Origin of the sequence: Aeoliella fuhlenseeensis, from assembly GCF_052161615.1 — a bacterium.
In the GTDB taxonomy this organism is placed as follows: Bacteria; Planctomycetota; Planctomycetia; order Pirellulales; family Lacipirellulaceae; genus Aeoliella.
In genome coordinates, this window is the sequence record NZ_CP197417.1 from 5,983,916 (window position 1) to 6,009,355 (window position 25,440).

Annotated in this window: 16 protein-coding genes; 10 read left to right on the forward strand and 6 right to left on the reverse strand. The window is 59.8% G+C overall.

Features of this window, described 5'->3' with window-relative positions:
* The first annotated feature begins 269 nt into the window (after positions 1-269).
* Both SH292x_RS23495 and SH292x_RS23500 read left to right on the forward strand, forming a co-directional pair.
* Positions 270-572, forward strand: coding sequence for a hypothetical protein (locus SH292x_RS23495; RefSeq protein WP_442483464.1), 303 nt, complete (start codon positions 270-272; stop codon positions 570-572).
* Positions 573-844: 272 nt separating this feature from the next.
* Positions 845-1,825, forward strand: a complete 981-nt coding sequence (locus tag SH292x_RS23500; RefSeq protein ID WP_442483465.1) for a DUF1559 family PulG-like putative transporter — start codon at positions 845-847, stop codon at positions 1,823-1,825.
* Between the two features lie 311 nt (positions 1,826-2,136).
* On the opposite strand, the gene SH292x_RS23505 is transcribed toward SH292x_RS23500, so the two are convergent.
* The 3 genes from SH292x_RS23505 to SH292x_RS23515 all read right to left on the reverse strand — a co-directional run bounded on the left by SH292x_RS23505 (position 2,137) and on the right by SH292x_RS23515 (position 7,688).
* Entirely contained in the window at positions 2,137-3,342 is a 1,206-nt protein-coding gene (locus SH292x_RS23505) for a PEP-CTERM sorting domain-containing protein (protein ID WP_442483466.1), read from the reverse strand.
* Between the two features lie 85 nt (positions 3,343-3,427).
* A complete protein-coding gene (locus tag SH292x_RS23510) occupies positions 3,428-6,487 on the reverse strand; it encodes a PEP-CTERM sorting domain-containing protein (protein WP_442483467.1) in 3,060 nt (1,019 codons plus the stop codon).
* Between the two features lie 136 nt (positions 6,488-6,623).
* A complete protein-coding gene (locus SH292x_RS23515; RefSeq protein WP_442483468.1) occupies positions 6,624-7,688 on the reverse strand; it encodes a DUF1559 family PulG-like putative transporter in 1,065 nt (354 codons plus the stop codon).
* A gap of 559 nt (positions 7,689-8,247) precedes the next feature.
* On the opposite strand from SH292x_RS23515, the gene SH292x_RS23520 reads away from it, so the two are divergent.
* The 4 genes from SH292x_RS23520 (at position 8,248) to SH292x_RS23535 (ending at position 15,491) form a co-directional block, all read left to right on the forward strand.
* On the forward strand, positions 8,248-8,829 hold the full coding sequence (locus tag SH292x_RS23520; protein ID WP_442483469.1) for a sigma-70 family RNA polymerase sigma factor: 582 nt from the start codon (positions 8,248-8,250) through the stop codon (positions 8,827-8,829).
* Between the two features lie 33 nt (positions 8,830-8,862).
* The gene (locus tag SH292x_RS23525; RefSeq protein WP_442483470.1) at positions 8,863-10,422 is read left to right on the forward strand and encodes a hypothetical protein; all 1,560 of its coding nucleotides are present in this window, start codon (positions 8,863-8,865) and stop codon (positions 10,420-10,422) included.
* Positions 10,423-10,665: 243 nt separating this feature from the next.
* On the forward strand, positions 10,666-14,718 hold the full coding sequence (locus tag SH292x_RS23530; RefSeq protein ID WP_442483471.1) for a PQQ-dependent sugar dehydrogenase: 4,053 nt from the start codon (positions 10,666-10,668) through the stop codon (positions 14,716-14,718).
* Positions 14,715-15,491, forward strand: a complete 777-nt coding sequence (locus SH292x_RS23535) for a hypothetical protein (protein WP_442483472.1) — start codon at positions 14,715-14,717, stop codon at positions 15,489-15,491. The genes SH292x_RS23530 and SH292x_RS23535 overlap by 4 nt, the downstream gene beginning before the upstream one ends.
* 34 nt (positions 15,492-15,525) lie before the next feature.
* On the opposite strand, the gene nadA is transcribed toward SH292x_RS23535, so the two are convergent.
* Complete coding sequence (gene nadA / locus SH292x_RS23540; RefSeq protein WP_442483473.1) at positions 15,526-16,656, reverse strand: quinolinate synthase NadA; 1,131 nt, start codon at positions 16,654-16,656, stop codon at positions 15,526-15,528.
* 220 nt (positions 16,657-16,876) lie between these two features.
* Here nadA and SH292x_RS23545 point away from each other — a divergent pair, with 220 nt between their 5' ends.
* Positions 16,877-17,758: a FliM/FliN family flagellar motor switch protein gene (locus SH292x_RS23545; protein WP_442483474.1), complete on the forward strand. Its 882-nt coding sequence runs from the start codon at positions 16,877-16,879 to the stop codon at positions 17,756-17,758.
* Positions 17,759-17,895: 137 nt separating this feature from the next.
* Here SH292x_RS23545 and SH292x_RS23550 read toward each other — a convergent pair whose 3' ends face one another.
* Both SH292x_RS23550 and SH292x_RS23555 read right to left on the reverse strand, forming a co-directional pair.
* On the reverse strand, positions 17,896-18,705 hold the full coding sequence (locus SH292x_RS23550) for a hypothetical protein (protein ID WP_442483475.1): 810 nt from the start codon (positions 18,703-18,705) through the stop codon (positions 17,896-17,898).
* A gap of 267 nt (positions 18,706-18,972) precedes the next feature.
* Positions 18,973-19,905, reverse strand: a complete 933-nt coding sequence (locus SH292x_RS23555) for a hypothetical protein (protein WP_442483476.1) — start codon at positions 19,903-19,905, stop codon at positions 18,973-18,975.
* A 644-nt stretch (positions 19,906-20,549) separates the two neighbouring features.
* Here SH292x_RS23555 and SH292x_RS23560 point away from each other — a divergent pair.
* The 3 genes from SH292x_RS23560 to SH292x_RS23570 all read left to right on the forward strand — a co-directional run bounded on the left by SH292x_RS23560 (position 20,550) and on the right by SH292x_RS23570 (position 25,425).
* Positions 20,550-22,904, forward strand: a complete 2,355-nt coding sequence (locus SH292x_RS23560; protein WP_442483477.1) for an outer membrane protein assembly factor BamB family protein — start codon at positions 20,550-20,552, stop codon at positions 22,902-22,904.
* Positions 22,905-23,002: 98 nt separating this feature from the next.
* Positions 23,003-24,697, forward strand: coding sequence for an outer membrane protein assembly factor BamB family protein (locus tag SH292x_RS23565; protein ID WP_442483478.1), 1,695 nt, complete (start codon positions 23,003-23,005; stop codon positions 24,695-24,697).
* A 356-nt stretch (positions 24,698-25,053) separates the two neighbouring features.
* Positions 25,054-25,425, forward strand: a complete 372-nt coding sequence (locus SH292x_RS23570; RefSeq protein WP_442483479.1) for a response regulator — start codon at positions 25,054-25,056, stop codon at positions 25,423-25,425.
* The last annotated feature ends 15 nt before the right edge of the window (positions 25,426-25,440 follow it).

Here is a 25,440-nt window from a genome sequence, read left to right on the forward strand (position 1 = left end):
CACGGACCTATGGCAACTGTCCGTTTCTGACGACGCGCGCCATCCAAACCGCAACACCTTTCGGTGTGCCTTGATCACAATCGCAACGCCCGCTAAGCATGTAACCTATTGCCACATAACGAGTTACAAAACACCCAGCACTAACCGGCATTCGGTGTGCATCCCTACTATCTTCGAGGTGCCCGGGCCCGATCCTCGCCCCATGGCACTCGTTTCTCTCCCCGTTTCCAGGACACGCTCGCGTGCGAGCGACCGAAGGAGTGTGAATCATGTTCAAGCGAACGATGTTGGTGATGTTGTTTGTTGGGGCGATCGGTGCGGCGAGTCTGATGACAGCCGGTAGTGCCGATGCCCATCGTCATCGCCGCGACTGCGGCTACGGTGGCTATGGCTACGGCGGTCCGGTGGTGGTGCCCGTGTATCGCAGCGGCTTCTACGGTGGCTACCCCGCCCCGCGTGCCTACTCGGCTCGCTACTACGGCAACCCCGGCTGGTACGGCCCGAGCGGCCTGTATCAAAGCGGCTACCGAGGCAACTACTACGGCGGCAGCGGCATCTACATCCGCTTCTAACCGGAGCGAGTACAACTAGAAAACAGGCAAGCCAACCGCGCGCAGGCGTGGTTGGCTTGGTTTGTTTTGGGAAAGAGCGGGAACATAAAGTGGCCAGCCCAGCGAACACCCTTAGGCGAGCCGGGAGCGTTAGCGACCGGAGACGGAACAAACAGGAGGCCACGGAGGGAACAGAGGACGGGAAACAGAGAAACACTAATCAACGCTAAACATCGCTAATGGTAGGATGAGTGGGGACTCTGGCGATCGACGTTTCCCACTGGCCTCGGCTCATGTCTTTTCGTATCACGACTTTGCTGTATTTGTTCGCGCTAGTTGCGGCGTCGCTGGCGGTGTTTGGGGCGTGGGGGATTTTGGTTGCGGCGGTCCTCGGTGTAATAAATTGGAAGTTGCGTCCTGGCGGCCTTAGTCATCTGCTAACCGTCGCAGTGGTTCTGACCATGTGTTATCTGGCGTTCGCGGTCCATCATGCACGCGATTATGCTCGGGCGACGACTTGTTACGGCCATCTCTACTACACCGCCTTTCACCTTGAACTTTATCACGACACGCACGGTCGACTACCACCACCCAGCTCCACGGTACCACCTTCGGCCCATTTGCATAGTTGGCGGGCTTTGCTATCGCCGATTATGGAAACCCAAATTGGCTACGACTTCTCGCAACGTTGGGACGGGCCATTCAATCGCGCATTGCCTGCCCCCAACTCGTACCAATGTCCCACGCACGCGTACGGCGTCGAAACACACTGCTTTGCAATCGTTGGCCCCGAAACTGCGTGGGGAGATGGAACGCCGCGGACCTTTGCCGATATCACCGATGGGCGTGAGCAGACGATCCTACTGCTAGAGGCGTCGAACCAGCACATCGATTGGAAAGAACCTCGCGACCTGACGTTCGATGAAGCCCTTGCCTTGCTGACCGAACCAGTAGATCCCGCGAACTTTGACGGGCACCTTTGGAGCACGGGACCGTTTCGCAAACCGACGTACTACCGCAGCGCGATCATGGCAGACCGAAGCCACTACAAACTACGCGCACCGTTGCCTCGCGAGCTGGCGACGGCTTTGCTAACCGCCACTGGTGGCGAGCAAGTGGACCTCAATGAACTGAAGAAACTTGGCGAACCGGAATGGGATTATGCTCGGATAGGCAACACCATCGCCTTCGTCGCGATTGTACTCCTCCCCTTCGTCCCCGCCGCACGTCGTCGCATATGGCCGGAGAAGCAATTCAACTTGCAGAACGGCTAACCCCGAATCCTCCGCATTCTTCCTATTAGCGAAGATTAGCGCCGATTAGTGTTCCAGAATCTTCTCTGTTCTCTCCGTTCCCTCCTGTTCAGAAAACCTCCGGTCGCTGATTCTCTTGAAAGGGCGCTCCCGGCTCGCCTTACTGTCAAACGAGCAGTAACATAAACACGGGGCGGAGATGCCCCCCACAGCATCTCCGCCCTGGAAAAAACGAAACGCTCGGCGGGGCGAACCCACCGAGCGTTTGTCATCAGGAGCTTTGATCTCTTAGAGTTGATCCGGACTGCCCCGCCGGATCGCCGCTAAGCGAATCATGCACTCCTTGTGTTACGACGGCGGGCCACCAAGCCAAGGGCGGTGACGGCCATGCCGACCATGACGAACGTCGAGGGCTCGGGGACAACCTGGCCATCCAGGATAATCTCCGATACCTGCATGCTGTTGGTTGCTCCGGCATCTCTCAGGGTGGGGAACACCAAACGGTACGCGGCATACGGAGTGTTGTTGTCCACCGAAACAATCGAACCGGCCAGATTACGACCTGGGTCGGTAGCGAGTCCGGAATCACCACTGTCTACCATTACCCAGTTATCGAGAATGCCAAGGCTGTTATCGGTGCTGACAATGGGATCGTTGGTACCTTGGAGAATCCAAGTCAGCGGATCACGTTGGGGAGCGTCGCCACCGGTGACCAACTGAATCGACTGGACGATGGTCTTTTGACCGTCGGCGCGGCTCAGAATAACACCCGTGTTTTCCCTACCGAAGTTGAGATACTTCGTATTGCTGGCTCCGTCGAACGCACGCGAAGGTGCCTCGCCAGGGGCGGGATAGCGGCTTTGCGATCCGGATCCATCGGCGATACCAATGGTCGAAGGCATATCCGCAGCGCTCAATACCGCCGATCCGCTGCCACCTGTGCCCGTGAAGAACTGCACGTCCGCCACCTGCAAAGAGTTCGCGGCATTTAGGTTACGCATCGTATTGAAGACCATCTTGTACGAGGAGTAGCTGGCTCCATTAGCGATGTCTTCAATCGAACCTAGTTCGTGACGGCCCGGATCAGTTCCGAGGCCGGTAGCACCCGAGCTGATGACGGTCCAGCTCTCAGCGGTACCAGTGCTGTTGACGGCGCTGGTAATCGGGTCGTTGGTGCCGTAAAGGGTGTAGGTGAGCGGATCACGCTCCGAAGCATCGTTGGCCGCCCGCAGCTGCAGACTCTGCACGTTGGTCGAGCCAGCGGTGGGAGTGACGATGAAGCCGCTACCAACGCGTGCGAAGTTCAGGTACTTGGTCGTGCCCGTTGATGGTGGGCCCGCGACAAAGACCTGATCCGCGATGAATCTGGCGTCTTCGTTGCCGCTCACCGGAGTGGAGCTCACGGTGGGGTCAGCGTCGATTGCCAGGATGTTGTCAGTTGCACTAAACAGGTTGACCGCCGAAGCCGGCGATGCGGCGATAAGCAGCGCCAAGGCGCTTCCCCCGGCCACAAAAGTTGTCAGCAGATGTCTCTTCATAAGAACTTACTCCAGGATGCCTCGAACAGAGGATTGACAGGAACACTCTCAAACTAAAACCAACAGGCTTCTTCTCGATTGCACTTTACGAAGCACGACGACGCAGCATCAGTGGCAGAGCAGCGGCCGCGATCAGCAGCAGGGTGCTCGGCTCGGGGACATTAGTCGAAGACAGACCACTTGCAGCACCGGGCGAACCAGCACCGAAGTTGTTCTTCCACACCGTGTAGTCCGCGGCGGTGACCGTGCCGGGGGTCGAATCCCCAGGTAGAGTGACGCTAGCACCCAGGTTGTCACGCCAGACGGTGTAGTCGGCCAGATTGACAATGCCGTCGTCGTTGTAGTCGCCGTTCAGGCCAGGAGCGACTCCGCTGTAAACCACGCGAGCGTTGTAGAACTCGCCCGCTGCGTTGGTCCACTTGAACACGAGGTCTTCGGTGCCGCCGAGTTCCTTGTAAGCACTGCCCAAGCTAATTGCCGAAGCTCCGCTGGCGAAAGTGGTTTCGCCCGAGAAGAAGGTTTCGACTAGCTGCGTCGTGCTCGATCCACCACCGATTTCCCAACCGTTGCCCGAACCATTGCCCAAGGCAAACGTACCGTTGCCACGAACTCCGTCAAACGATACCGGGTCGAGCGAGCCACTTGGGCTTTCGATGCTGTAACCCTTCATCAGGATGTCTTGCGAACCGGGCAAGTTATTTCTCATGGTGATCACGCCGTTCGCGCGATTCACATCGATCACGATGTCACTCGGACCATCGAGCAAGCGGAACTCGTGACCGCCGATGCGACTGGTGCTCAGCAAGGCCCCGGACTCTGCCGTCTCGGTCATACGCATGGCAACGTACCGACCAGAGTGCTGGCCTCCGAGGGTGTAGGGGCGAATGATGCTATCGTCGATACGCTTATCGCCTGGCAGCAATTCGAACGTTGCGTTAGGAGCAGATGCTGGAACCACGCCACCGAAATCGGTATTGCTGAACCAGAACTCGAACTTGCCCACCTTATCGGCAACCGCGTTTCCACCAGTTCGCTGCGAGTAGGCAAACCAATCGGCGGTGACCGAGGATCCGTAATCCATGAACACCACGGCGGTGTCTTGAACGCCGGGCTGCTCGCCTCCGATTGCATACTGACCAAGAGCCGGCATGAGCGTGGTGTAGTTCAGCCGAAAAAGATCGGAGTTGATGTTGCCCGGGTCATTCAAAGGCAAGTCGTCGAACAAGGCAGCAGGGGTGGCGTTCTCGTTCTCGTTGAGCTGCCCTTCCGGAATCGAGGTGACCGGCGTGCCACCAACTACGGTGAACGAAAGGTTCGTGGGTGGGTTCAACTGAGCCTCGGCCGACATCGGAATGGCGGCAAGAAAGAGAGCCGCGGCAGCGGTCATCCAGCCGCGAAGCCGCTTACGACCTAGCAGCACTACACCGGCCAAGGCAACCATGGCAATCGACGATGGCTCGGGAACGGGGTTACCAAACAAAGCTCCCATGCCGCCCGCCAAGTTGACGAACAGTTGGAAGTCGTCAAGGTCGTTGTCGAAGTCGCCATCAAGGTCACCCTGGAGGTAGGCGTCGATGACGGTAACACCGGCGAAGCTTGCACCCAAGTTGGCCCGATAGAGCGGCCAGTCGCCGATATCCACGGTTCCATCGCCGTTGAAGTCGCCCCATGCAACGGGGTCGCCAACGAACTCGGTCTTACCACCAATCAGATTGCCGTTTTGGTCGTACATCACGAACACGGCATCTTCCCAGTTGGTGGCGGTGGTGCCGTCCGCAAAGAACGTTGGCACCACGCGGAATGCCTCACCCAAATTGAACTGACCGCCGGCGGTGAGCGCGAGGCCGTTGTTCGCACCACCCGCACCGTCTTCTTCGCGAAGAAGGGTCGACGTGCTGCTGGTAACTGTCCAGTTGTCCGCGGCGTCGGCACCCGTCGAGGTGATCGAAGTCCAACCTGCTGGATTCAGCAAGCCCGAAGCGGAACTAATGTAGTACTCGCCAATCGAGAACGCCGAGTCGGCACGGATGAAGCCTTCGCCAGCATTCGGACCGCTACGATTGATCACCAGAGCGGAAACGTCCGGAGCATTCAGGAAGAACTCGGCAATCTGCATCGAGTTGGCCGCCGTCGCATCGCGAACGGTGGGGAAGACCACCTTGTAGGAGGTGTAGCTCGTGTTATTGGTGAACGTGATGTCGCCACCGTTAACACCACGGTCCAAAGGCAAAGTAATGGGACCCGAGGCAATCAACGTGTAGTTTTGCTCGTTGCCAATGCCGTTGTTCGGGGTGGTGATAGCTTCGTTGGTGCCCCAAATCTCGTAGCTGGTGGGATCACGCTCGGGGGCGTCATTACCAGTCGTGATGTTAAAGCTGTTGACAATCGAGGACCCGGCAGACGGCGTGACAATGAAACCCGAGTTGTTCTCGCCGAAGTTCAAGTACTTGGTGCTGAGGATACGGTCGAGGGCCTTGCCAGGAAGTTCGTTCACCGGCGAATTGCTCGACGGACGAGGGGTCAGATCGGTCAAGATGGGAATGATGGGCAGCCCTGGAACGAGCACGTCAGTTCCAGTTGCATTTAGTCCGGTGAAGAACTCTGCCTCGGCAATCTGCATGCTGTTCGTTGCAAGCTGATTCTTCAGCGTCGGGAAGTACAGGCGATAAGAAGAATACGCGGTGGTGTTCGGAAAATTGACGGCTGTTCCGATGGTATTGCGTGCCACTGGAAGCCCCAACGACCCGCTGCCGATGGTCTCCCACATGTAGTCGATCTCGTCACCGGTCCCGTGGTCAGGAGTGGCGATCGCGACGTTGGTGCCCTGGAGAATGTAAGTAGCCGGATCGCGGGCTTCCGCGTCGTTGGCCGTAGTCAGACGCAGGCTTTGAATGGTGCTGGTGCCTGGGGTGACGATGAAACCGCTATTCTCGCGACCGAAGTTCAGGTACTTGTTGGTGCCGATTCCATCGATCGCATTCTCTACGTCTTCATTGCCGCTCGCTGGGGTGCTGCTTGCCGGGACCACGAAGTCCGCATCGATGGCAATGATGAAGTCGCTGGGTGTCAGCACGTTGAAAGAGTGGGCCAGGGGGGCAAACGCCGCACACCCCAAGACCGATAAGCAGAACGCAAGTCGCTTCATGAGTAACGCTCCCGGTAGAATTACCTGTTCAGCCCCAGTTACGGGGGATCTTTCCATGAGCCCGTAAAAGTTGGGCACAGACTATCAGTGAACCGGCGACAAGACGCACCGGATTACAAACCACTCAAGGTGAACATCAACGCGTAATCTTGGTGACGCCCTCGTCATTGCGAGAGCCCATTCGGCGATAAGCTTCGGGGTCGACATCGAAGTTGACACCCTGCACCGAACCATCGCAGTAGGCAAACAGGCAAACACCTGGATGAGAGCTACCAAAGAGCTCGCGAGAGATCGTCTCGCCGACGTCTGCCACGACCGTGGCCAGAGGATCGGTCGTCGATCGGGGTAGGTGAGTCGCCTTCCGCTGGACACCTCCCGCAGACGTGCCGACGAAGTACGTCGACCTCACCGTGTCATCCTGAAAACCAGAGTACTGGCCCCAGTCGTCGGCAGCCCACCCCTGTCCCTCCAGCACTTCTTGAGGAATCCAACGTTCGCCAAACACGATCGTATTCGACAAACCATCGGTGATCTGGCGGAACTTTACAGCCGTACCGCAGAAGGTCACCCCCGAGAACGACGTGAACCGCGGAGGAAAGCCGTTGACCTGCACGTTGTAAGCCTGCGGACTGATAGCGATACAGCGGCCGTCAAAGCCGGTCTCGTCACCAACGTTCGCCGCGTAGTCGCTGCGGGCGAATTGCGTTTGATTAAATGACCCGGCCGCACCCGTACCATTGCCAGTCAGGCAGGTTGCCGATTGCGCATAAGGACCACCATTTCGGCGCGAGGGACAGTTCGCAGTAGGAAGAACGCTTTGATCGCGAGCCCGAATTGCATCAAATCGAGCCGTGTTGGATAGCCCCTTCCCCATGTCATGAATCTGATTCTGCTCCATGTACGGCAGGATGCAGAACAACCAACTCCCTGGCTGGTCTGCACCAGAGCCCCGATCGGGGTCGCCGGTCCAGTTTCCCCGCCAGCCAGAAGCTGGGAGCCGACCGCTGGTCGATTCGAGATTGATCGCCCCGAGGGCGAGTTGCTTCAGATGATTGGTGCACTGGCTGCGCCGAGCCGATTCGCGGGCTGCCTGGACTGCGGGAAGCAGCAGGGCCACGAGGATGCCGATGATGGCAATGACGACGAGCAACTCAACAAGCGTAAAGCCGCCGCGTTCTTTCCGCTTCGAACTCTTCTTCAATGTTGCTCCACTAATCCGAATTCGATTCACTGACGGATGTGCTTCGCTCCGTGACATGATTTGCAATGCCATCGCGGCTTTGCTCCTAAGAACAGCGGTAGAGAAAAGTTTCCAGGACAGGGCGACAAACGGCGCGAGCCCGCACATCGAGGTCAGCGCGTACCGATAGCGCGAACAACGAATTGCTTCGATGCACTTCCCCGCAGCCTCGTGCTCCCCGCACTCAACCGCGTGGCTTGCTCATAACCGCATGACGACGACGGTGCGCCCAGGCAAAAGAGCGGGCCGTGTCGCTTGTCGAAAAGTCCTCCAACCACCAAATACCAACTTTTGGGAAGCCGGTTACACTATTTGAAGAATTCCTAAAGTTTCCTGGTCACAAGTCGCGACCGCGGTGAAACATTTCGAAACTGATCAAATGCTTGTAACCGCGAGCTCCGCAACTGGTATGTAGTAGCGGGGGGATCGAGCGCGCAGGCTCTCGTCTCGTATGCTACGTGTGAGCGGCGGACTGAGCTGGCCGATCGACCTTCTCTTATCTTTGGCAGGGAGTTGACCCATGGACTCCAGCGAGTGCTCAAACGAAAATCGTCCGCCGGATGCGGACAGTGATTTGAACGAGGAGCAGTTCGTTCGTTGGCTAACGGACGAACAAGTGAGTTTGCAGAACTACATCAGCATGTTGCTCGGCGATGCGCACGCCGCTCGAAACGTGCTCCAAGAAACCAATATGGTCGCTTGGCGAAAGGCGTCGGAATTCACCCCGGGCACCAGCTTTTCGGCGTGGGCTCGGAAGATTGCCTTCTGGCAGGTGCAGGCCTACGTCCGCGACCAACGCCGCGATCGTCATGTGTTCTTCAGCGACGAATTGATCTCGCAGCTCGCGAACCAGAACGCCTCGCGACTCGATGACGAAGATACGGAACCCCGCATTGCCCTCAGGCACTGCTTGTCGCATTTAAGTCGGCCTCAACTCGACTTGCTCCGGCAACGCTACGAAGAAGACGCCTCGATCGCGGTCCTCGCCCGGCGGACCGGAAAAACGCCCTCGGCCATCAAGGTCGGTCTGATGCGTTTGCGGCGGGCGCTGCTGAAGTGTATCGAGAAAGAGCTGAAATACGACGGACCAACGGCGGGATAAATCTCGTTCCCTAGGAGTTTGGGGGTAATCAAGGTGCAGTTCGACGAACAAATCCAACTTGAGCGACTGGTGTGCCGACTGGTGGACGAAGGTGCCACTCAGGAAGTGGCCGAGGGGCTCAATGCGCTCCTGGTCGACCGGCCCGACCTTCAGGAGCACTACACCCACTACTACACGCTCCACTTATTGTTAGCGCGCGAACTTTCGCACTCCTACGGCCACTTCCCATCCCTGCTCGTTCCGCAAGCGGAAGTCAATCTTACCGGTTCGGCCGAAGGGGGCTGTTCGGTTCTATTGCAGCGAATTAATTCCGACTTGAAGACGGGCGAGTCCAACCCCTGGCGTAGAGGGTGGATGCAGACGTTGTTGGCGGCCCTGGCCGTCGGGCTACTGGGCGTCATCTTGTTTCGTACGCCCGAGGCAAGCTCTTCCGATTCTGTCAGCGCGATCGGCACCGACGATTCCGAAGGCTATATCTTCCACCAGGATATCCACAACGCGTTGTTCTGGTCGGACGACGTGCATACCACGACGCTCGTGGGGCAGCTCTCACAGACTTCCGTCCCCTCGCGGCTCATGCTGCCGACGCTCGCCGACTTGCGGCAGGGCATTCCGCAGCTTGCGAGTGGCACGGCTTGGATGGAGTTCGCTGCCGGGAATCGCGAGCGAGGCCGAGTGGTGGAGCTTCCGCCAGGTCAATCGATGGAAGTGTTCATCGTTTCCGACGCTTCGAGCGAGAACAAACTAAACGTCGTCGAACTCGATTCGAAGGGTCGAGCTGTCGGGGCGCACTGCTCGTTCGGTAACGTGATTAGCCGCGGTGAGAACGCCACAGTGGGGACAGGATGGATTGGCCGATTCTCGCAGTCGAACACTTCCGACCGCTCCAAGTACTACTTGTTTGTCGGTGCCTATCACGCGGGTTCGTCGACCGAGGGGCAGCCATGGCTTACCAGCGACTTCGAGGTCTATATCGAGTCGAACGAACTGCTGATTGTCGGCTGGGACGACCACTCCTATTACAACTCGAACGAGCCTGCGGAATCGATGTCGCTCACCGTAGACGGCGACTACAACGACATCCGGGCCATCGTGCGGTTCTCGCGTTTGGGCGGTAAGCGGGTTGTTACCAACCCTGCCGAATACCTGCCCGCACCGCCAAAGGTCAAGATGCCCGCGGCTAACATGCACGTCGGCTATCGTCTGCATGTTAAACCTGGTCAAGAAGCCTATATCATGGCTTCGAGTTACGCTTGGTTGCGGAACGCCGTTCAAATTGTGGACGTGCAAACGGGCCAGGTTCTGTGGCGGAACGAGGGTAACGATTGCGTGCGATGTGCGAACGGTCGTATTCCCGCAGATCGCGGCGTGTATGTGATCCGCAACGAATCCGACTTGGTGAAAGAGTACGAACTCCAGGGCAGCGTGCTGGAAGAGGACTCGGAAGGCAAGTGGCGCACCACTCCGCACAACATCCTCGAAGAAACGTCCGATGCGATTCTCATCGGCTTTGAAGATTCGCATCACTACTCGACCCTGACCGACTGGCAAGATATTTCGGTGGCTATCTACTCGTTCAGGACTGCCGAGTAAGCGAGTATCCGCAAAACAGTGGCGTCGCGACCAGCCCCACGCTACAAGTATTTTCTCAGGCAGGCGTTCTCCCACCCATTCCTTACTTTACGAGTCTGCCTATCGATTGGTCCAACCTTCCAATCTGAAGAGTGCACACTACACGGGGTAACGCTCCGTCTCACGACTACAAGGCAACGCGGGCTGCCTTTGTTGAATGGTGGGTAGCTGTCTCACCGACTTCTACAATCCGGAACAACCACGATGTCTTTGCTCCAGAGGCGACGCCTGCGCATTGAGTCTCTCGAAACGCGTATCTACCTTGCTGGCGATACGTACCTCGTCAACTTTCAAAACGACGAGGCCACCACACCCATTCGTTACCTCCGCGACCAAGGCCTCGTGTTCGGCCCGCGCGGCGATGGCTTCGAGTACGGCTGGTCCGTCGACCACGCCGCCCAGGGTGCCGAGCGAAGTGCCAACCTCGATCAACGTCTCGACACGCTGATTCAAGTGCAGGCTGGGCAGAACTGGGAATTCGCGCTCGCCAATGGCAACTACCAAGTGACCGTCGCCGTTGGCGATCCCGCTAACAACGATGGCGTCCACACTCTGAACGTCGAAGGGGTGAACTACTGGACCGCCGCGCCCGACGTTGCAACGCCACTCATCAAAACGATGGATGTCACGGTGAGCGATGGCCGGCTGACGCTCGATGTCGGCGCTGCGGCGAATCTGGCAACACGGATCAATTACCTTCAGATCGTCGGCATTCCCAGCACTCCGAACTCCGGTCCCGTGCCACCCACGATCACCGAGCCCTCGACCGAAGGCCAGTCGGTCAACCCCGCCGACGTTCACATGGAAGCGATTGGCTTTTTCGACCTCGACGGCAATACGCATAAGTCCACCGATTGGGAGATCTGGACCACGGGCGCGCAACCACAGGTGGTGTGGCAGACGCTGGGCATCGAAGGGGTTGAGCGACTGCACACGCACCTGGGCGATGGCATTTTCATGAACGCGCAGGCCGGTGAGTTTTCGCTGGCGGAGAACACGTCGTACCAGTTGCGAGTGCGGTTCCGCGACGACACCGGGGCGGTGAGCGACTTCGCCATTCGCAACTTCGTCACCGGCAACGAGTCGGCCATCTTCCCAATGAAGGCCCAGGACATCCTAACGCTCCCCGGCCCGCAATGGGTCGACCTTGCGGGCGTACCGATTGAGTTACAAGACAAGAGCGGCATCATCACCCCCGGCGACTTCATTCGCGCCATCGACACCGACGGAGGCAGCAACTCCCCAGCGGAGGAGGGGGCGGCCAACGCCATCGACGGAACGCTCGACAAGTATCTCAACTTTGGCAAAGCGAACTCGGGATTCATCGTCACGCCTTCGTCGGGTGCGTCGATCGTCACCAGTTTCCGCATCACCACGGCGAACGACGTCGAAGGTCGCGACCCGAGTGCATGGTCCCTCTTCGGAACGAACGACGCGATCACCAGCGCCAACAACAGCACCGGTAACAACGAAGCTTGGGTGCTCATCGACTCCGGCAGCCTCGCGCTCCCTGCCGATCGCGAAACGCCCGGCGACTCAGTCGAAGTCACCAACTCTACCGCCTACACGTCGTACCGAATGGTGTTCACGGGACTGAAAGACGCGCCGGCCGTGAACTCGATGCAGATCGCAGAGATCCAATTCTTTGGCGATGTCGTAGTTCCAGAAGATGGAACACTGCTGGCGAACGACGACGACATCCGCGCTATTGACCTCGATGGAAACAGCGGCTCCCCAGACAACGGAAACGAAGACGTCGAGTTTGCGATTGATGGTTCGCTCGACAAGTACTTGAACTTCGGCAAAGAGAACTCCGGTTTTATCGTCACCCCCGGCGGCGGCAAGTCCATCATCACCGGGTTCCAGATCACCACCGCCAACGACGACGCCGATCGCGACCCCCGCGGCTGGCAGATCTTTGGCACCAACGACGCGATCACCAGTGCCGAGCATAGCACCGGCACCAATGAGAGTTGGACGCTCATCGCTTCGGGCACCAACATGAACCTGCCGACCAACCGCAATACGCTCGGCCCCGAAGTCACGTTCACCAACACCGTCGAGTACTCGTCCTATCGCATGGTCTTCACGTCGCTACGAAACAGTGGTGGCGCCAACTCCATGCAGATAGGCGAGGTGCAGTTCTTTGGCGACTTCACCGACAACGAGCCGACGCCATTCGTTCCGCCTTCGTTGGTGGTCGAGTCGGGGGCGACGGGCGACGACATGCTTCGCATCGAGGGTTCGGAACTTGTCGGCAACGCGGTGATCGATTCGCCGCCGCTTGCTTCCGACGCCGATCTGCGGGTCGTCATCACGGCGGGGTCCGATCCCCTCAGCCTACCGGCGACCAACTTGGTGTTCACCGACAACCTCGGCATCGAACGAACGGTGTTCCTGCCCGCGATCGAACTGGCAGCGGGCGGCGTTTCTTACCTGTGGGTGTCGATCGCCGGTGGGACTTACTACGGCCAAGCGGGCCAGACCACGCCCGACTTCTCGGTCGTCGCGCGCGACTCGGCAATCCCGATTCCGTTCGTGGTCAACCAATCTAATTTCGTGATCGAACGCGTCGGCACCGACTACCGACTGCCGGTCAACATTGCCTTCGTGGAAAACCCGGGCCCCAACCCCGACGACCCGCTGTACTACGTCAGCGAACTGTACGGTTCGATCCAAGTCGTCACGCGCGATGGCACGAAGCACGAGTTCGCCACGGGACTGCTCGACTACAACCCAACCGGTGCCATTTCCGGCTCGGGCGAGCAGGGGCTCACCGGCATTACGGTCGTGCGCGACGAACTCGATCCAGAGATCTACCATCTGTACGTCACGCTGCTGTGGGATAACGGGGCACCAGCCGGCAACCAGACGCACTACCCGAAGGTCGAGCGCATTACGAGCGTCGCGGGTGGTCTGACTCTGGCTTCGCGCACCGTGCTTCTGAACATGCAGCCCGAGACACAGGGGCAGTCGCACCAGATCTCGAACATCAGCATCGGCCCCGATGGACTGCTGTACGTTCACATGGGCGATGGTTTTAATGCGGGCACGGCGCTGAATCTGACGCAGTTCCGTGGCAAGATCCTGCGCATGAACCTCGATGGCTCGGCTCCGACCGACAATCCGCTGTACGACGCTGGCGATGGCATCACGGCCACCGACTACATCTTCGCCTATGGGCTCCGCAATCCGTTTGGTGGAAGGTGGCGCGGCCTCGACGATAAACTCTACTTCGTCGAGAACGGCCCCAGCGTTGATCGCCTCGCCCAAGTGAACGCCGGCGTAAGCTACGGCTGGAACGGCTCTGACGCGAGCATGGCTACCAACGCCATCTACAACTGGAACCCGTCGACCGCTCCGGTGAACCTCGCCTTCATCGAGCCCGAGACGTTTGCCGGCAGCATGTTCCCAGCCGACATGATGGACCATCTGTTCGTCAGTCAGTCGGGCGCGACGTACGCCACCGGTCCGCAAGGGCAGGGGAAGCGGATCACCGAGTTCGTCCTCGACGAAAATGGCGCACTCGTCAGCGGACCTGAGTCGTTCGTCCAGTACGTCGGCACCGGCAAGTTCTCGGTGGTCGCCATCGCCGCGGGCCCCGATGGCTTGTACTTCTCGACGCTGTACGAGGACTCGGGCGCGGCCGGCCCGACGGCGGCAGGGGCCGAGCTCTTCCGCATCCGTTACATCAATCCGCTCACGGGCGATTACAACATCGATGGCGTGGTCGACCAAGCCGACTACGCGGTGTGGAAGTCGAGCTTTGGATCGAATCTGCTGCTTGCGGCCGATGGCAACAAGGACGGCGTCGTGAATCTGGCGGACTACACCGTCTGGCGCGACAACCTGGGTGCCACGCTCGCGCCGCCGATTGTCGGAACCATGACGGGCACTCCCGCTGCGGTCGCGTCGACGATCGACTCTGGCTCGTCGACTACCAGCACGACTTCGGACTCGTTACTGAAGGACGCTTCGCCGAACTCCACGAGTGACGTAGGTTGGCCCGATGGCCCGATCGATACGCTTCACGTCGGGTCCGATTCGGCCGGTGACGAAACATCCAGCGCGACGCTCGCGCGCGAGGTTTCACTGAACTCTCACGGGCACGTCGACGACTACTTCGCGGCGGACTCTGCGGAAGATGCCGACGAATTTGGCGGCTGGCTCGACGATCTCGCCGGCGAGGTCGCGAATGCCTACGAATCTAGCACCCTGGGAGAATCGCTGCTGGAAGTGGAGTGGAACACCCTATGAACCACACCCTATTTTTCCAGCAAGCCGGCCGCGTTGCCGCTGTGCTGACGCTAATCGCGTCGGCGCATATCGCGCACGCGCACGATGGCCGACGATTTGATGTGCAGGTGGTCGCGAACCAGCTCGTCGCCCAAGGTCGCAACACGGGGCCCGACGACGGGCTTCCCTCGCTACGCCCCTACGTGAACTCGATCCACGATCACTGGCGCAACGTGCCGAGCCTTGGCATCGCAACCACCGTGGCGCCCGAGTTCGACATCCGCCAAGCGGTGGGTCAGCTCGTTGGCTACGAGGTGACGCTCGACTGGATCGATGCCCGCAAATGGGTTGATCCGCCGATGATGCCCGATCCCACGATGCCGATCGTGCTGGAGCCACTCGCGCCTGGTGAAGTGATCTCGATCGTCGACGATTTTCACACGGTCACTTCGAGCACGTTCGGCGAGCTCACACTCCACCCGTCGGTGCCGACGGGTGGGGTAGTGGACCTAAGCTTCGTCTACGCGCTCAACCACCTGCCGGGGCGAGAGATCCACGTGCTGACGTTTCAGATGAAGGCGACGCCCACCCAGGCGGGTCTACCACCGCTCTTGCCAAGCGACCCGCTCTACATCCTGCTATCGCCCGAGGGACAACTGCATCACCACGCGCTGTTTCTCGAGCAAGCGATCCACACGAACGTCGTCCCCGAACCTTCGAGCGTGATCGTCCTAGCACTCTCTGGAGCAATGATACTCTTCCAGCGAGCGGGTGAGCGTCAGGGCCGGTGGTAAGCCGACCTACGTAGAACTCACAAGTTCGCACGTCCTAAGAAACCTCCAACATCCTCTCCAGCGCCACGAGACTCCACTTCGAAGTCTCGTCGTCGACTTCGATGATATTGGTGGGCGTGCCGTCGCGGAAGTTCTCGAGGCTCCACGCCAGATGCGCAAGATCAATCCGGTACATCGTCGCGCACATGCAAATGACGGGCGACAGGAAGTGAATCTCCTGCTCGGGGTGTTCCTGCTTCAGGCGGTTCACCAAATGGAGCTCAGTACCAATGGCCCACTTCGTGCCGGCGGGTGCTTGCTCTACTTGTTTGATGATCTTGCCAGTCGAGCCGTACTCGTCGGCGAGCTCGAAGACGTCCTGCGGGCACTCGGGGTGGACTAGCACGCGGATGCCGGGATGCTTCTCGCGAAGCCCGGCGACGTGCTCGGGCCGGAACATCTGGTGGACGCTGCAATGTCCCTTCCAGAGAATGACCTTTGAATCTTTGAGCGATTGTTCGGTGTTGCCCCCGAGTTCGCTGGCGTAGGGATCCCACACTGGCATCTGGTCGTTCGAAATGCCCATCCGGAAGGCCGTATTGCGACCCAGATGCTGATCGGGGAAAAACATGACACGCGATCGTTTAGCGAACGACCACTCGATCGCCGCGCGGGCGTTGCTGCTGGTGCAGACGATGCCGCCGTGGCGACCAACGAACGCCTTGAGACTGGCGGCAGAGTTGATGTAGGTGACCGGCGTGATGTCGTTGGTGTCGATCACTTCGCCGAGCTCGTCCCACGCGCTCTCGATCTGCTCGATAGCCGCCATGTCGGCCATGCTGCAACCGGCCGCCATGTCGGGCAGGATCACCGACACGCGCTCACCACGGCGCTCGGTGAGTTTCTCCGGCCGATTGGCGAGGATGTCCGCCGTCTCGGCCATGAAGTGGACGCCGCAGAAGGCGATCACCCGGCACCCTTCGCTGTCGGCCGCCATCTTCGACAGCAGGTAGCTATCGCCGCGGAGGTCCGCCATCTCGATCACTTCGTCCTGCTGGTAGTGGTGCCCCAGGATCAGCAATTGCTCGCCCATCTCTTGCTTGATGGCGAGAATCCGCTGGCGGAGCTCGTCGTTCGACAGCGACTTGTAAGGCTTCAGTTCGTGGGCGAGGGAAGTGGCTTGCATGAAAAGTCGAGAATCGGAGGGGTGTCGGACGTGGTGAACTTGGCAGCCCATTATACGCACCCCCGTAGCTACTACCCAGTCGCTAGCACCCGCCCGCGCGAGCCGGGAGGAATGCGCAAAGTTTGCCGGCAAATCGGGTCGATAGTCCAATTGTGCGTGGATGCGCCATCAACTTCGATGTTCGGAGTCCTGCCGCCCACGGAGCCTTCGCCTAACTAGCATGAGTCAACTTACGCCCGAACTGGTTGCCGAGATACTGCGAGTCTGCGAGCAGAACGCCGCGGACATCGCCGACGCGCTGGCGCGCGGCATCGACGCCGAGGTCACCGTGACGGTGGGCAAACCGACCACCTACGATGCGGCGGCACTACCCGAAGGCTTCGACGGCCCCGGATTGGCGGTGATGATGCAGTTCGGCGACGTGGCGCTCGCCATCGGCCTGCCCGAGCCATCGGGGCTCACGCGGAACTGGATGCGCGAGCCCGACATCACCGGCATCGGCATGCTGAACACGTTGGCCCAAGAGCTATCAATGCTCGTAGTGCCTGACAGCATGATGGCGGGCAAGTTCGGGGCAGCGTGGGTGACCGATTTGTCGCAGGCGATGAAAGCCGGCGAAGTGGCCGACGGGGCGTCGCTCGTCCCGTTGGTGCTTACCGATGGATCAAAGGCGTCGCACCTCACGATGGTGTGGCCCTGCAACGCGCCCGGCAAACTACTGCCGCCGCCGAAACCCAAGGCACCGGAAATAAAGGTCGAGCAGGTGAAGCAGCAAGCTGCCGCTCCGCCACCCCCGCCGCCAAAACCCAAACCAAAGAGCATGCAGGAGTTGCCACCCTACGCGCGGCACCTGCTGAAGATCTCCGTTCCAGTCGCCGTGCAGCTAGTGTCCAAGAAACTGTCGGTGCAGGAAGTGCTGGAGCTAGCACCCGGTGCTATGATCAGCTTCGAAAAATCGTGCGACGATTCGCTGGAACTGATCGTTGGCAACCAGATAGTCGCGCGGGGCGCCGCGGTGAAGGTCGGCGAGCGATTCGGGCTTGAGATCGAAGAGATGACGATGCCTGAAGAACACTTCTGGCCAGTGCGGAAGAGCGGGTAGAGTTCAGAGTACAACCATACTCCGTATGGTTAGCAGTGCTAGAAATCACTCATTCGGAAGTGGGCAGAGTTGACTCGAAAGCCCTCTCCATACGGAGTATGGAGGTACTGTGGCGACCCCAACTCTTGCGAGTCCGGCTACGGAGTTTTAGGAGTCGGCGCTGCTCGCACGGGTAAACTCAATCCCCAGCTCGGCATAAGATCCGCCGCGGACACGACCAGTCGATCTCGTTTCTTGTCGATCGCCCGGTTCAGCTTTTCGGCGAGCGCGGGGCCATCGAGTTGGTCCTGCATCACCATCTTGAGCCCGTCACCGAGTTCCTCGGCAAGCGACCCCTCGATCTCCCCGAAGCGCTGGAGTTCGAAATCGCGCAGGTCCAGGTGGGCGGCAGTCACTTTGGGATCGAGCGCCATTCCCTTGGCGGTCATCGCCACGCGCACTTCGCAGTCGACGGCCAGCCGAAGCTGGGAAGTTCCTTCGGCGGTGAGCGTCAGTAAATGGACGCCACGATTGTAGTTCCGCATCTGAGCCCAACCCGCGATATCGGCATCGACCATGAGACGCATGCCGATGCCTCCGCCGGCGAGGGCGTGCAAGTTCGTCACCGCCACGTTGAGCCGCTTCTCGGGCTCGATCATCGTCACGCGGTACTGTTTCCAGGTGCCGTGCGGGACGTGCTTCTTGCGGCGATGCAGCTTGAGTTCGTAGATGGGATCGTCGGTCGTGATGCCGACGGTAATCCGTTTGGTCGTTCCCCACTCTTTCTTCCGCGAGTACTCCAGCGGAATCGCCTCGCGAACGATGGACGCCAGCGTGCCGGCCAGCATTTGATCGGCCGCCGAAACCGTGGGGGGCGGGGGCAACGGCACCAGCGGTGCTTGCTGTGCGAGCGAAGCCTTCGCGGCAAGCGAGCAGAGCAGCGTGGTGGCTAATATCGATGTTCGCATCACTGACTCAACTGGAAGGAGACCCCGCAACCAACGTACGCAAGTGGCACGTTACCGGTTTGTACGTTATTCGCCCGAGCGGGGTAAATGTTGAGTTTGCTAGCACCTGATTGCTGTCCCCCCTGGAACCTTCTGGCTTACAGCTTATGGCTAACAGCCTTTCGCCATCTACCAACGAAAAGAACCTGCTCGGAACCGGTGAAGGCTCCGAGCAGGTCCTGGAAGGGGGGAATCGACCTCTTTACTTCAACAACTTCTCAGTTGGTCTTAGCGAGTGAAGCTCGTGCGGACCACGTCACGTTGACGACCGACAGCAGCATTGGGATCGGCCATCGGGCGGGGAGGAACTGGGCGGAAGCGAGCGTCCTTGGCTTCAACCGGAGCAGGAGCATTGTCCATCTCGGCAGGAGCAGGAGCGGCCGAATCGCCGCAGCAGCCGCTGGTGCAACCGGTGTCGCAACCACAGCTAGGGTCAGCACAGCACGAAGGTTCGCAGCAGCTATCGCAGCAGCCGTTGTGCTTCATGCGGCCGAACAGACGGTCGAGCAGGCAGCACTTCTTCGAGCAGCAAGAGCTGGCACAGTCGCTGCAACCGGTGTCGCAACCACAGCTAGGCTCGCAACCACATGCATCAGCAGCACAGCAGCTGGGGTCAGCACAGCAGCTCGGTTCGCAGCTGTCGCAGCAACCGCGATTGCGGAGCTTGCCACAGAGACGGTCGAGCAGGCAGCACTTCTTCGAGCAGCAAGGTTCGCAGCACGAGTCAGCAGCACAGCAGCTGGGCTCGCAACCACAAGCGTCCGAAGCACAGCAGCTGGGATCAGCACAGCACGAAGGTTCGCAGCTGTCGCAGCAACCATTGCCGCGGAGCTTGCCACACACGCGGTCTAGCAGACCACAACCCTTCGATCCGCAAGGATCGCAGCACGAATCAGCAGCACAGCAGCTCGGCTCAGCACAGCACGAAGGCTCACAAGCGTCGCAGCAACCACGGTTGCACAGACCACCAAACAGTTTCTCCAACAGGCACGGCTTCTTGCAGCACGGGGTGCAGCAATCGTCGGCACAGCAGCTGGGCTCAGCACAACAGCTGGGCTCACAACCGCACGAAGGCTCGCAGCCATTGCCGCACGAGCCAGCAAAGCTGGGGCTCGCAAGCAGGGCACCGGCGAGCAGCGCTCCGAACAGGTTCCATTTCATAGAATCAATCTCCTTTTTGTGCGAGACCTCCCGTGGCCTAGCTTCGGGTTGATTCCTCGGCCGAGGGCGGGAACCAGGCAGGACCAAGGTCCGCTACTGATTCCGACGGCCGTTCCCCCGGTGTTCGGTAAGGGTGGGTCGCGGAGTGCCTTGGTGGCTGGTTCCGCTCGTTACCGGGGAGTCAACTTTGGGCGGGGTTGCGTGGGGGGATCTACACAGGGACGCGTCACAACCAGTCGAGCCAATCCATGGCTCGATTTTAGTCCGGGCCGGTTGGGTGACGCATTTGCGGGAAGTCGTCAGGAGTGCCCTTGCGGTACGTTCCTCACGACACCCACAAGTATCGGGCCACCTACCGCCAACGCTTGAACCGTCGCAACTGTTTTTGTCCAAATGGTTTACGTCGACTGTCGCGCAAAGATTGCCGTCTCCGAAGGGAGTAACGATTGCGTAAAATACACCGCCACCCGCCCGGCGGAACAATGGCCGCGACCCGCGAATTCTGGTATCTTTAAGACGTGAGACGGAAACGCGTCCGGTTCGTTTCCATGTCCTCACCCCACCAAGCACAAAGGGCGGCCTCGGTGCTAGCTCGCGTGCGTTGCCTTCCTTACACCGCTCTGGTGCCCCGGCAGGAGACTTTCATGCGCTGGCTTCGATTCGACGCGACCTCAATCGCGCTACTCTCTCTCATTGCACTTGGTGCTTCCGCTGTCGCCGACATTCATCCCAAAGGCGACCCCCAAGACTGGACCATGTGGCGTGGTCCCAACGGCAACAATACGTCGCCTGCAACGAACCTCCCCGCCAAATGGGATCCCGACGGGGGCGAAGGAAGCAACGTCCTATGGAAGAGCGAAGAGCTCGGCGGACGGTCGACCCCCATTGTTATGGACGGTCGACTCTACACGCTGGTCCGCAATCGCCCCGGTACCAAGCTCGAAGGCGAGAAGGTGGTGTGCGTCGATGCAGCCACCGGTAAGAAGCTGTGGGAGCACGCTTTCAACGTTTACAACTCCGATGTTCCCGATACGCGCCTCGGTTGGTCGTCGGTCGTGGGCGATCCCGAAACAGGTTTGGTTTATGCCCTGGGTGTGTGTGGCTACTTCTGCTGCCTCGATGGCAAGACCGGCGAAGTGGTGTGGGATCGCGCGCTGCACGAAGAGTACGGTCTGCTATCGACCTATGGCGGCCGCACCAATTTTCCTTTGATCTACGACGACACCGTGCTTATTAGCGCCGTGGTCATTGGCTGGGGCGACACGCCACAGTGGGACATGATGGCCAAGCCGGCCCATCGCTTCATGGCGTTCGACAAGGCGACGGGCGAGCTCCGCTGGCTCAAGGGCACCGGTATCGCCCCGCACGACACGACGTACAGCACCCCCGCGCTCACCACGCTGAATGGTGTCGACGCGATAGTATTCGGCTCGGGCGACGGTTCGGTCTGGGCACTGCAAGCGGGTACCGGCCTGCCCATCTGGAGCTACCCGCTTTCTCGCCAAGGCATGCATGTCTCGCCGATCGTCACGCCCGAGGGACGCGTCTACACAGGGCACAGCGAAGAGAACACTGTGGGCAACACCATGGGTGCCGTCGTGTCGCTTGATGGCAACGCCCCCGACAAGTCGGCCAGCCAAGAGGTTTGGAAAGAGTTCCAAGTGATGGCCGGCAAAAGCTCGCCGATCATGGTCGAAGACAAACTCTACGTGATCGACGATCGCGCCAAGCTGCATGTATTCGATTCGGCGACGGGTGAGTTGATCACCAAGAAGGCCTTGGGCTCCGCGCAGCGAAGCACACCGCTGTACGCCGATGGCAAGGTGTTCGTCGCCACGAACGATGGCCGCTGGGTTACGCTGAAGCCCACCGACGATGGCGTCGAGTTCTTGCATCGCATGCGGTTCAAAAACGACGCAAGCGATGGCTCGCCCATCGTGGCCCAAGGCCGGATGTATGTTCCCCTGGGCGAGGCGCTCTATTGCATTGGCACCGAAGAAAGCATCGCCGCCGCGAAGGCTGCCGATCACAAGTACCCACCCGCTCCCGAAGAGAAGCCCGCCACCGGCGAGCCGGCTCACGTGCAAGTGGTTCCGTACGAGACGCTGCTCGCCCCCGGCGAGAGCCACAACTTCCGCGCTCGTCTTTACAACGCGAAGGGCGAATACCTTCGCGACGCCGAAGCGGGCGAAGTCACCTTCGCCGTCGTTGGCCCCGGCACCGTTAGCCCCGATGGCGAGTACAGCGCCCCCACTAGCGCCGCGCACGAATGCGCCCTGGTCACTTGCAAGATGGGCGACTTAGTTGGTAGCGGCGGACGCGCACGCATCGTTCCCCCTCTGCCATGGAAGTTCGACTTCGAAGGCGTGGAGGACGTACCGCTGAGCTGGGTGCAGGGCCGCATTCGTTATGTGGTCCGCGAGGACGGCGAAGGTGGGCACTACATCGCCAAGCCGACCGAACTCCCCACGCGACCCGGAGCGCCGACCACCAAGCTCGGTACCCGCAGCCAGATGTGGATGGGGTCGCCCGAAATGGCCGACTACACCATCCAGGCCGACGTGCATCTCACCAGCGGTTTGGCCGACACCGATGGGCCTTCGGAAGACGAGCCCGAGTACCCGGCCGAATTATCAGGCGGGGCCACCGGCACACTTCCGACGATTGGCATCGTCAACAGCGGTTATACGCTCGCTTTGTTCGGCCCCAACCAGGAGGTTCGCCTCTATAGCTGGTGCTCGCACGACAAACGAACTCAGCTTGCAGAGTCGATGAAGGTCGAGCCCGGCAAGTGGTATTCCTTGAAGCTCAAGGTCGTCCCCGAAGGGGATCACGCCCACGTCATGGGCAAGGTCTGGGAGCGCGGCACGGAAGAACCTGCCGAATGGAGCCTGGAGTTCAACGACGAATCTCCCATTCTCCATGGCGCCCCCGGGTTGTTCGGCGATTCGAAAGTCGCCGAGATCTTTGTCGACAATCTGGAAGTCACCGAAAACTAAGATGGGCCGTGCTTGAGCCCGCGGTGCACGCCGGTGGTTCATTACCTCGACACGCACCTCGCATTCCATTCGCCAAGTCAGTTTAAGGCATTTATCCAATGAGACGGTCGCTGCTTCACGTTCTAACGCTCGTATTCATCGCCGGCGCCAGTGGTCTTGCCACCGCTGAAGAGATCACCAAAGAGTGGACCATGTGGGGTGGCGACCCCAAGCGCAACAACACGCCAGTCGGCGAGAACATTCCCACCGAGTGGGAAGTCGGAGAGTTCGATCCCGAGACCGGCGAATGGGACTCGTCCTCGGCTAAGAACATCAAGTGGGTCGCGCGGCTTGGCTCGCAGACCTATGGCAACGTGGTAGTCGCGGGCGATGGGGTTTACGTCGGCACGAACAACGGTGCCGGGTGGATCGAGCGCTATCCGTTCGACACCGACCTCGGCGTCCTACTGGCGTTTGATCGCGAGACGGGCGAGTTCCGCTGGCAGCATTCCAGCGAGAAGCTCACCACTGGCCGCGTCCACGACTGGCCCGAGCAGGGTATCTGCAGCGCTTCGTACGTCGAAGGCGACCGCCTGTGGTTTGTCACCAGCCGCGGCGAACTCCGCTGCCTCGACACCAAGGGCTTCCGCGACGGTAAGAACGACGGACCTTACCAGGACGAGCCGGTAGTCGATGAGAAGGAAGCCGACGTCCTGTGGGTGCTGAACTTCATGGAGGCCCCGTACTTCGTCAGCCAGCACAACATGTGCAACTGCTCGGTGTTCGCCATCGGCGACGTGCTGTTCCTGCACACCTCGAACGGCCTCGACGAGTCGCATATCAACCTGCCCTCGCCGGATGCCCCTAGTTTCATGGCCGTCGACAAGAACACGGGCGAGGTCCTCTGGACCGACAAGTCGCCCGGCAGCAACATCCTGCACGGCCAGTGGTCGAGCCCGACGTACGCGGTGATCGATGGCCAGCCCCAGGTGCTGTTCGCTGGTGGCGACGGCTGGATGTATAGCTTCGACCCCGCCGGCGATGGCAAGGGGAACTCGAAGTTGCTGTGGAAGTTCGACGCCAACCCCAAGGAATCGGAGTGGATCCTCGGCGGTCGCGGCACACGCAACAACATCATCGCCACTCCCGTTGTCTACAACGACCTGGTGTACTTCGCCGTGGGACAAGATCCCGAGCATGGCGAGGGCATCGGCCACCTGTGGTGCATCGACCCTAAGAAGCGAGGCAACATCAGCCCCGAGCTCACCTTCAACTCGGCCGACCCCACCAAAGAGATTCCTCACAAGCGCATTAAGGCCATCCTGAAGGACGAAGGAGATTTCGTGCGACCCAACCCCAACTCGGGCGTGGTGTGGCACTACAGCGAAGAAGACTCCGATGGTGATGGCGAAGTGGCGTACGAAGAGACCATGCACCGCACCGTGGGCACCGTCGCCATCAAGGACGACATCCTGTACATCGCCGACCTCAGCGGTCTGGTGCACTGCATGGACGCCAAGACCGGTAAGAAGCACTGGACCTACGACATGCTCGCCCAATCGTGGGGCTCGCCATTGATCGTCGAAGGCAAGGTCTACATCGGCGACGAAGACGGCCAAGTCGCCATCTTCCGCCACTCGGCCGACCCTGCGGTGGCCATGAAGGACGAAGACGGCGAGATGCTCCCTTACTTCGGCGAGGTCGATATGGGTAACAGCGTCTACTCCACCCCCATCGTGGCGGACAACATCCTCTACATCTCCAACCGCACTCATCTGTTCGCGATCGAGCAGGACGCCAAGCCGAAGGAGTAGTATTAGGTAGGCCGGATCAAGCGAAGCGCCAATCCGGCGCTTCCCGCGGCGCCCAATGATAAACTTCAAACCCGCCTTATGTATGTCATTCTGAGGGAGCCTAAGCGACTGAAGAATCTCGCCCCTGAGTAAAATCTGGGGTGCCCGGGGACCAGTCCTACAAACGCCTAGTAAGTCGACCACTGGGGGCTCGCAGAACTCGTGCCCAGCCACCCAAAGCTTTCAAAACTGGCAAACGAGATCCTTCAGTCGCTTAGGCTCCTTCAGGATGACAGAGTGTCAGGGCTCCGTCAGTGTGACTCCAAGGGCAGGGCTCCTTTAGGATGACAAGTCAAAGTCAGTCGAAAACATATCCCATGAAACGCATCCTCGACGTCGGCAACTGTGGTCCCGATCACGCCGGGATCACTCGGTTCTTCAAGAAACACTTCGAGTGCGAAGTCGACCAGGCCGACCACGCTGGCGACGCCCTGGCGAAGCTCCAGAGCCAGGAGTTCGATCTCGTGGTGGTCAATCGCAAGCTCGACATCGACTACACCGATGGCATCGATGTCATTCGCCAGATCAAGAGCACGCCCGAGATTGCCGAGGTGCCCGTCATGCTCATCACCAATTACCCGGAGCACCAGGAAGCGGCGGTGGCGGCTGGCGCGGTCCGCGGATTTGGTAAACTGGAGTACCATCAGCCCGAAACGCTCGAGCGCGTGAAGGCCGTACTCGACAACTAGCCTCACAACTTGCAG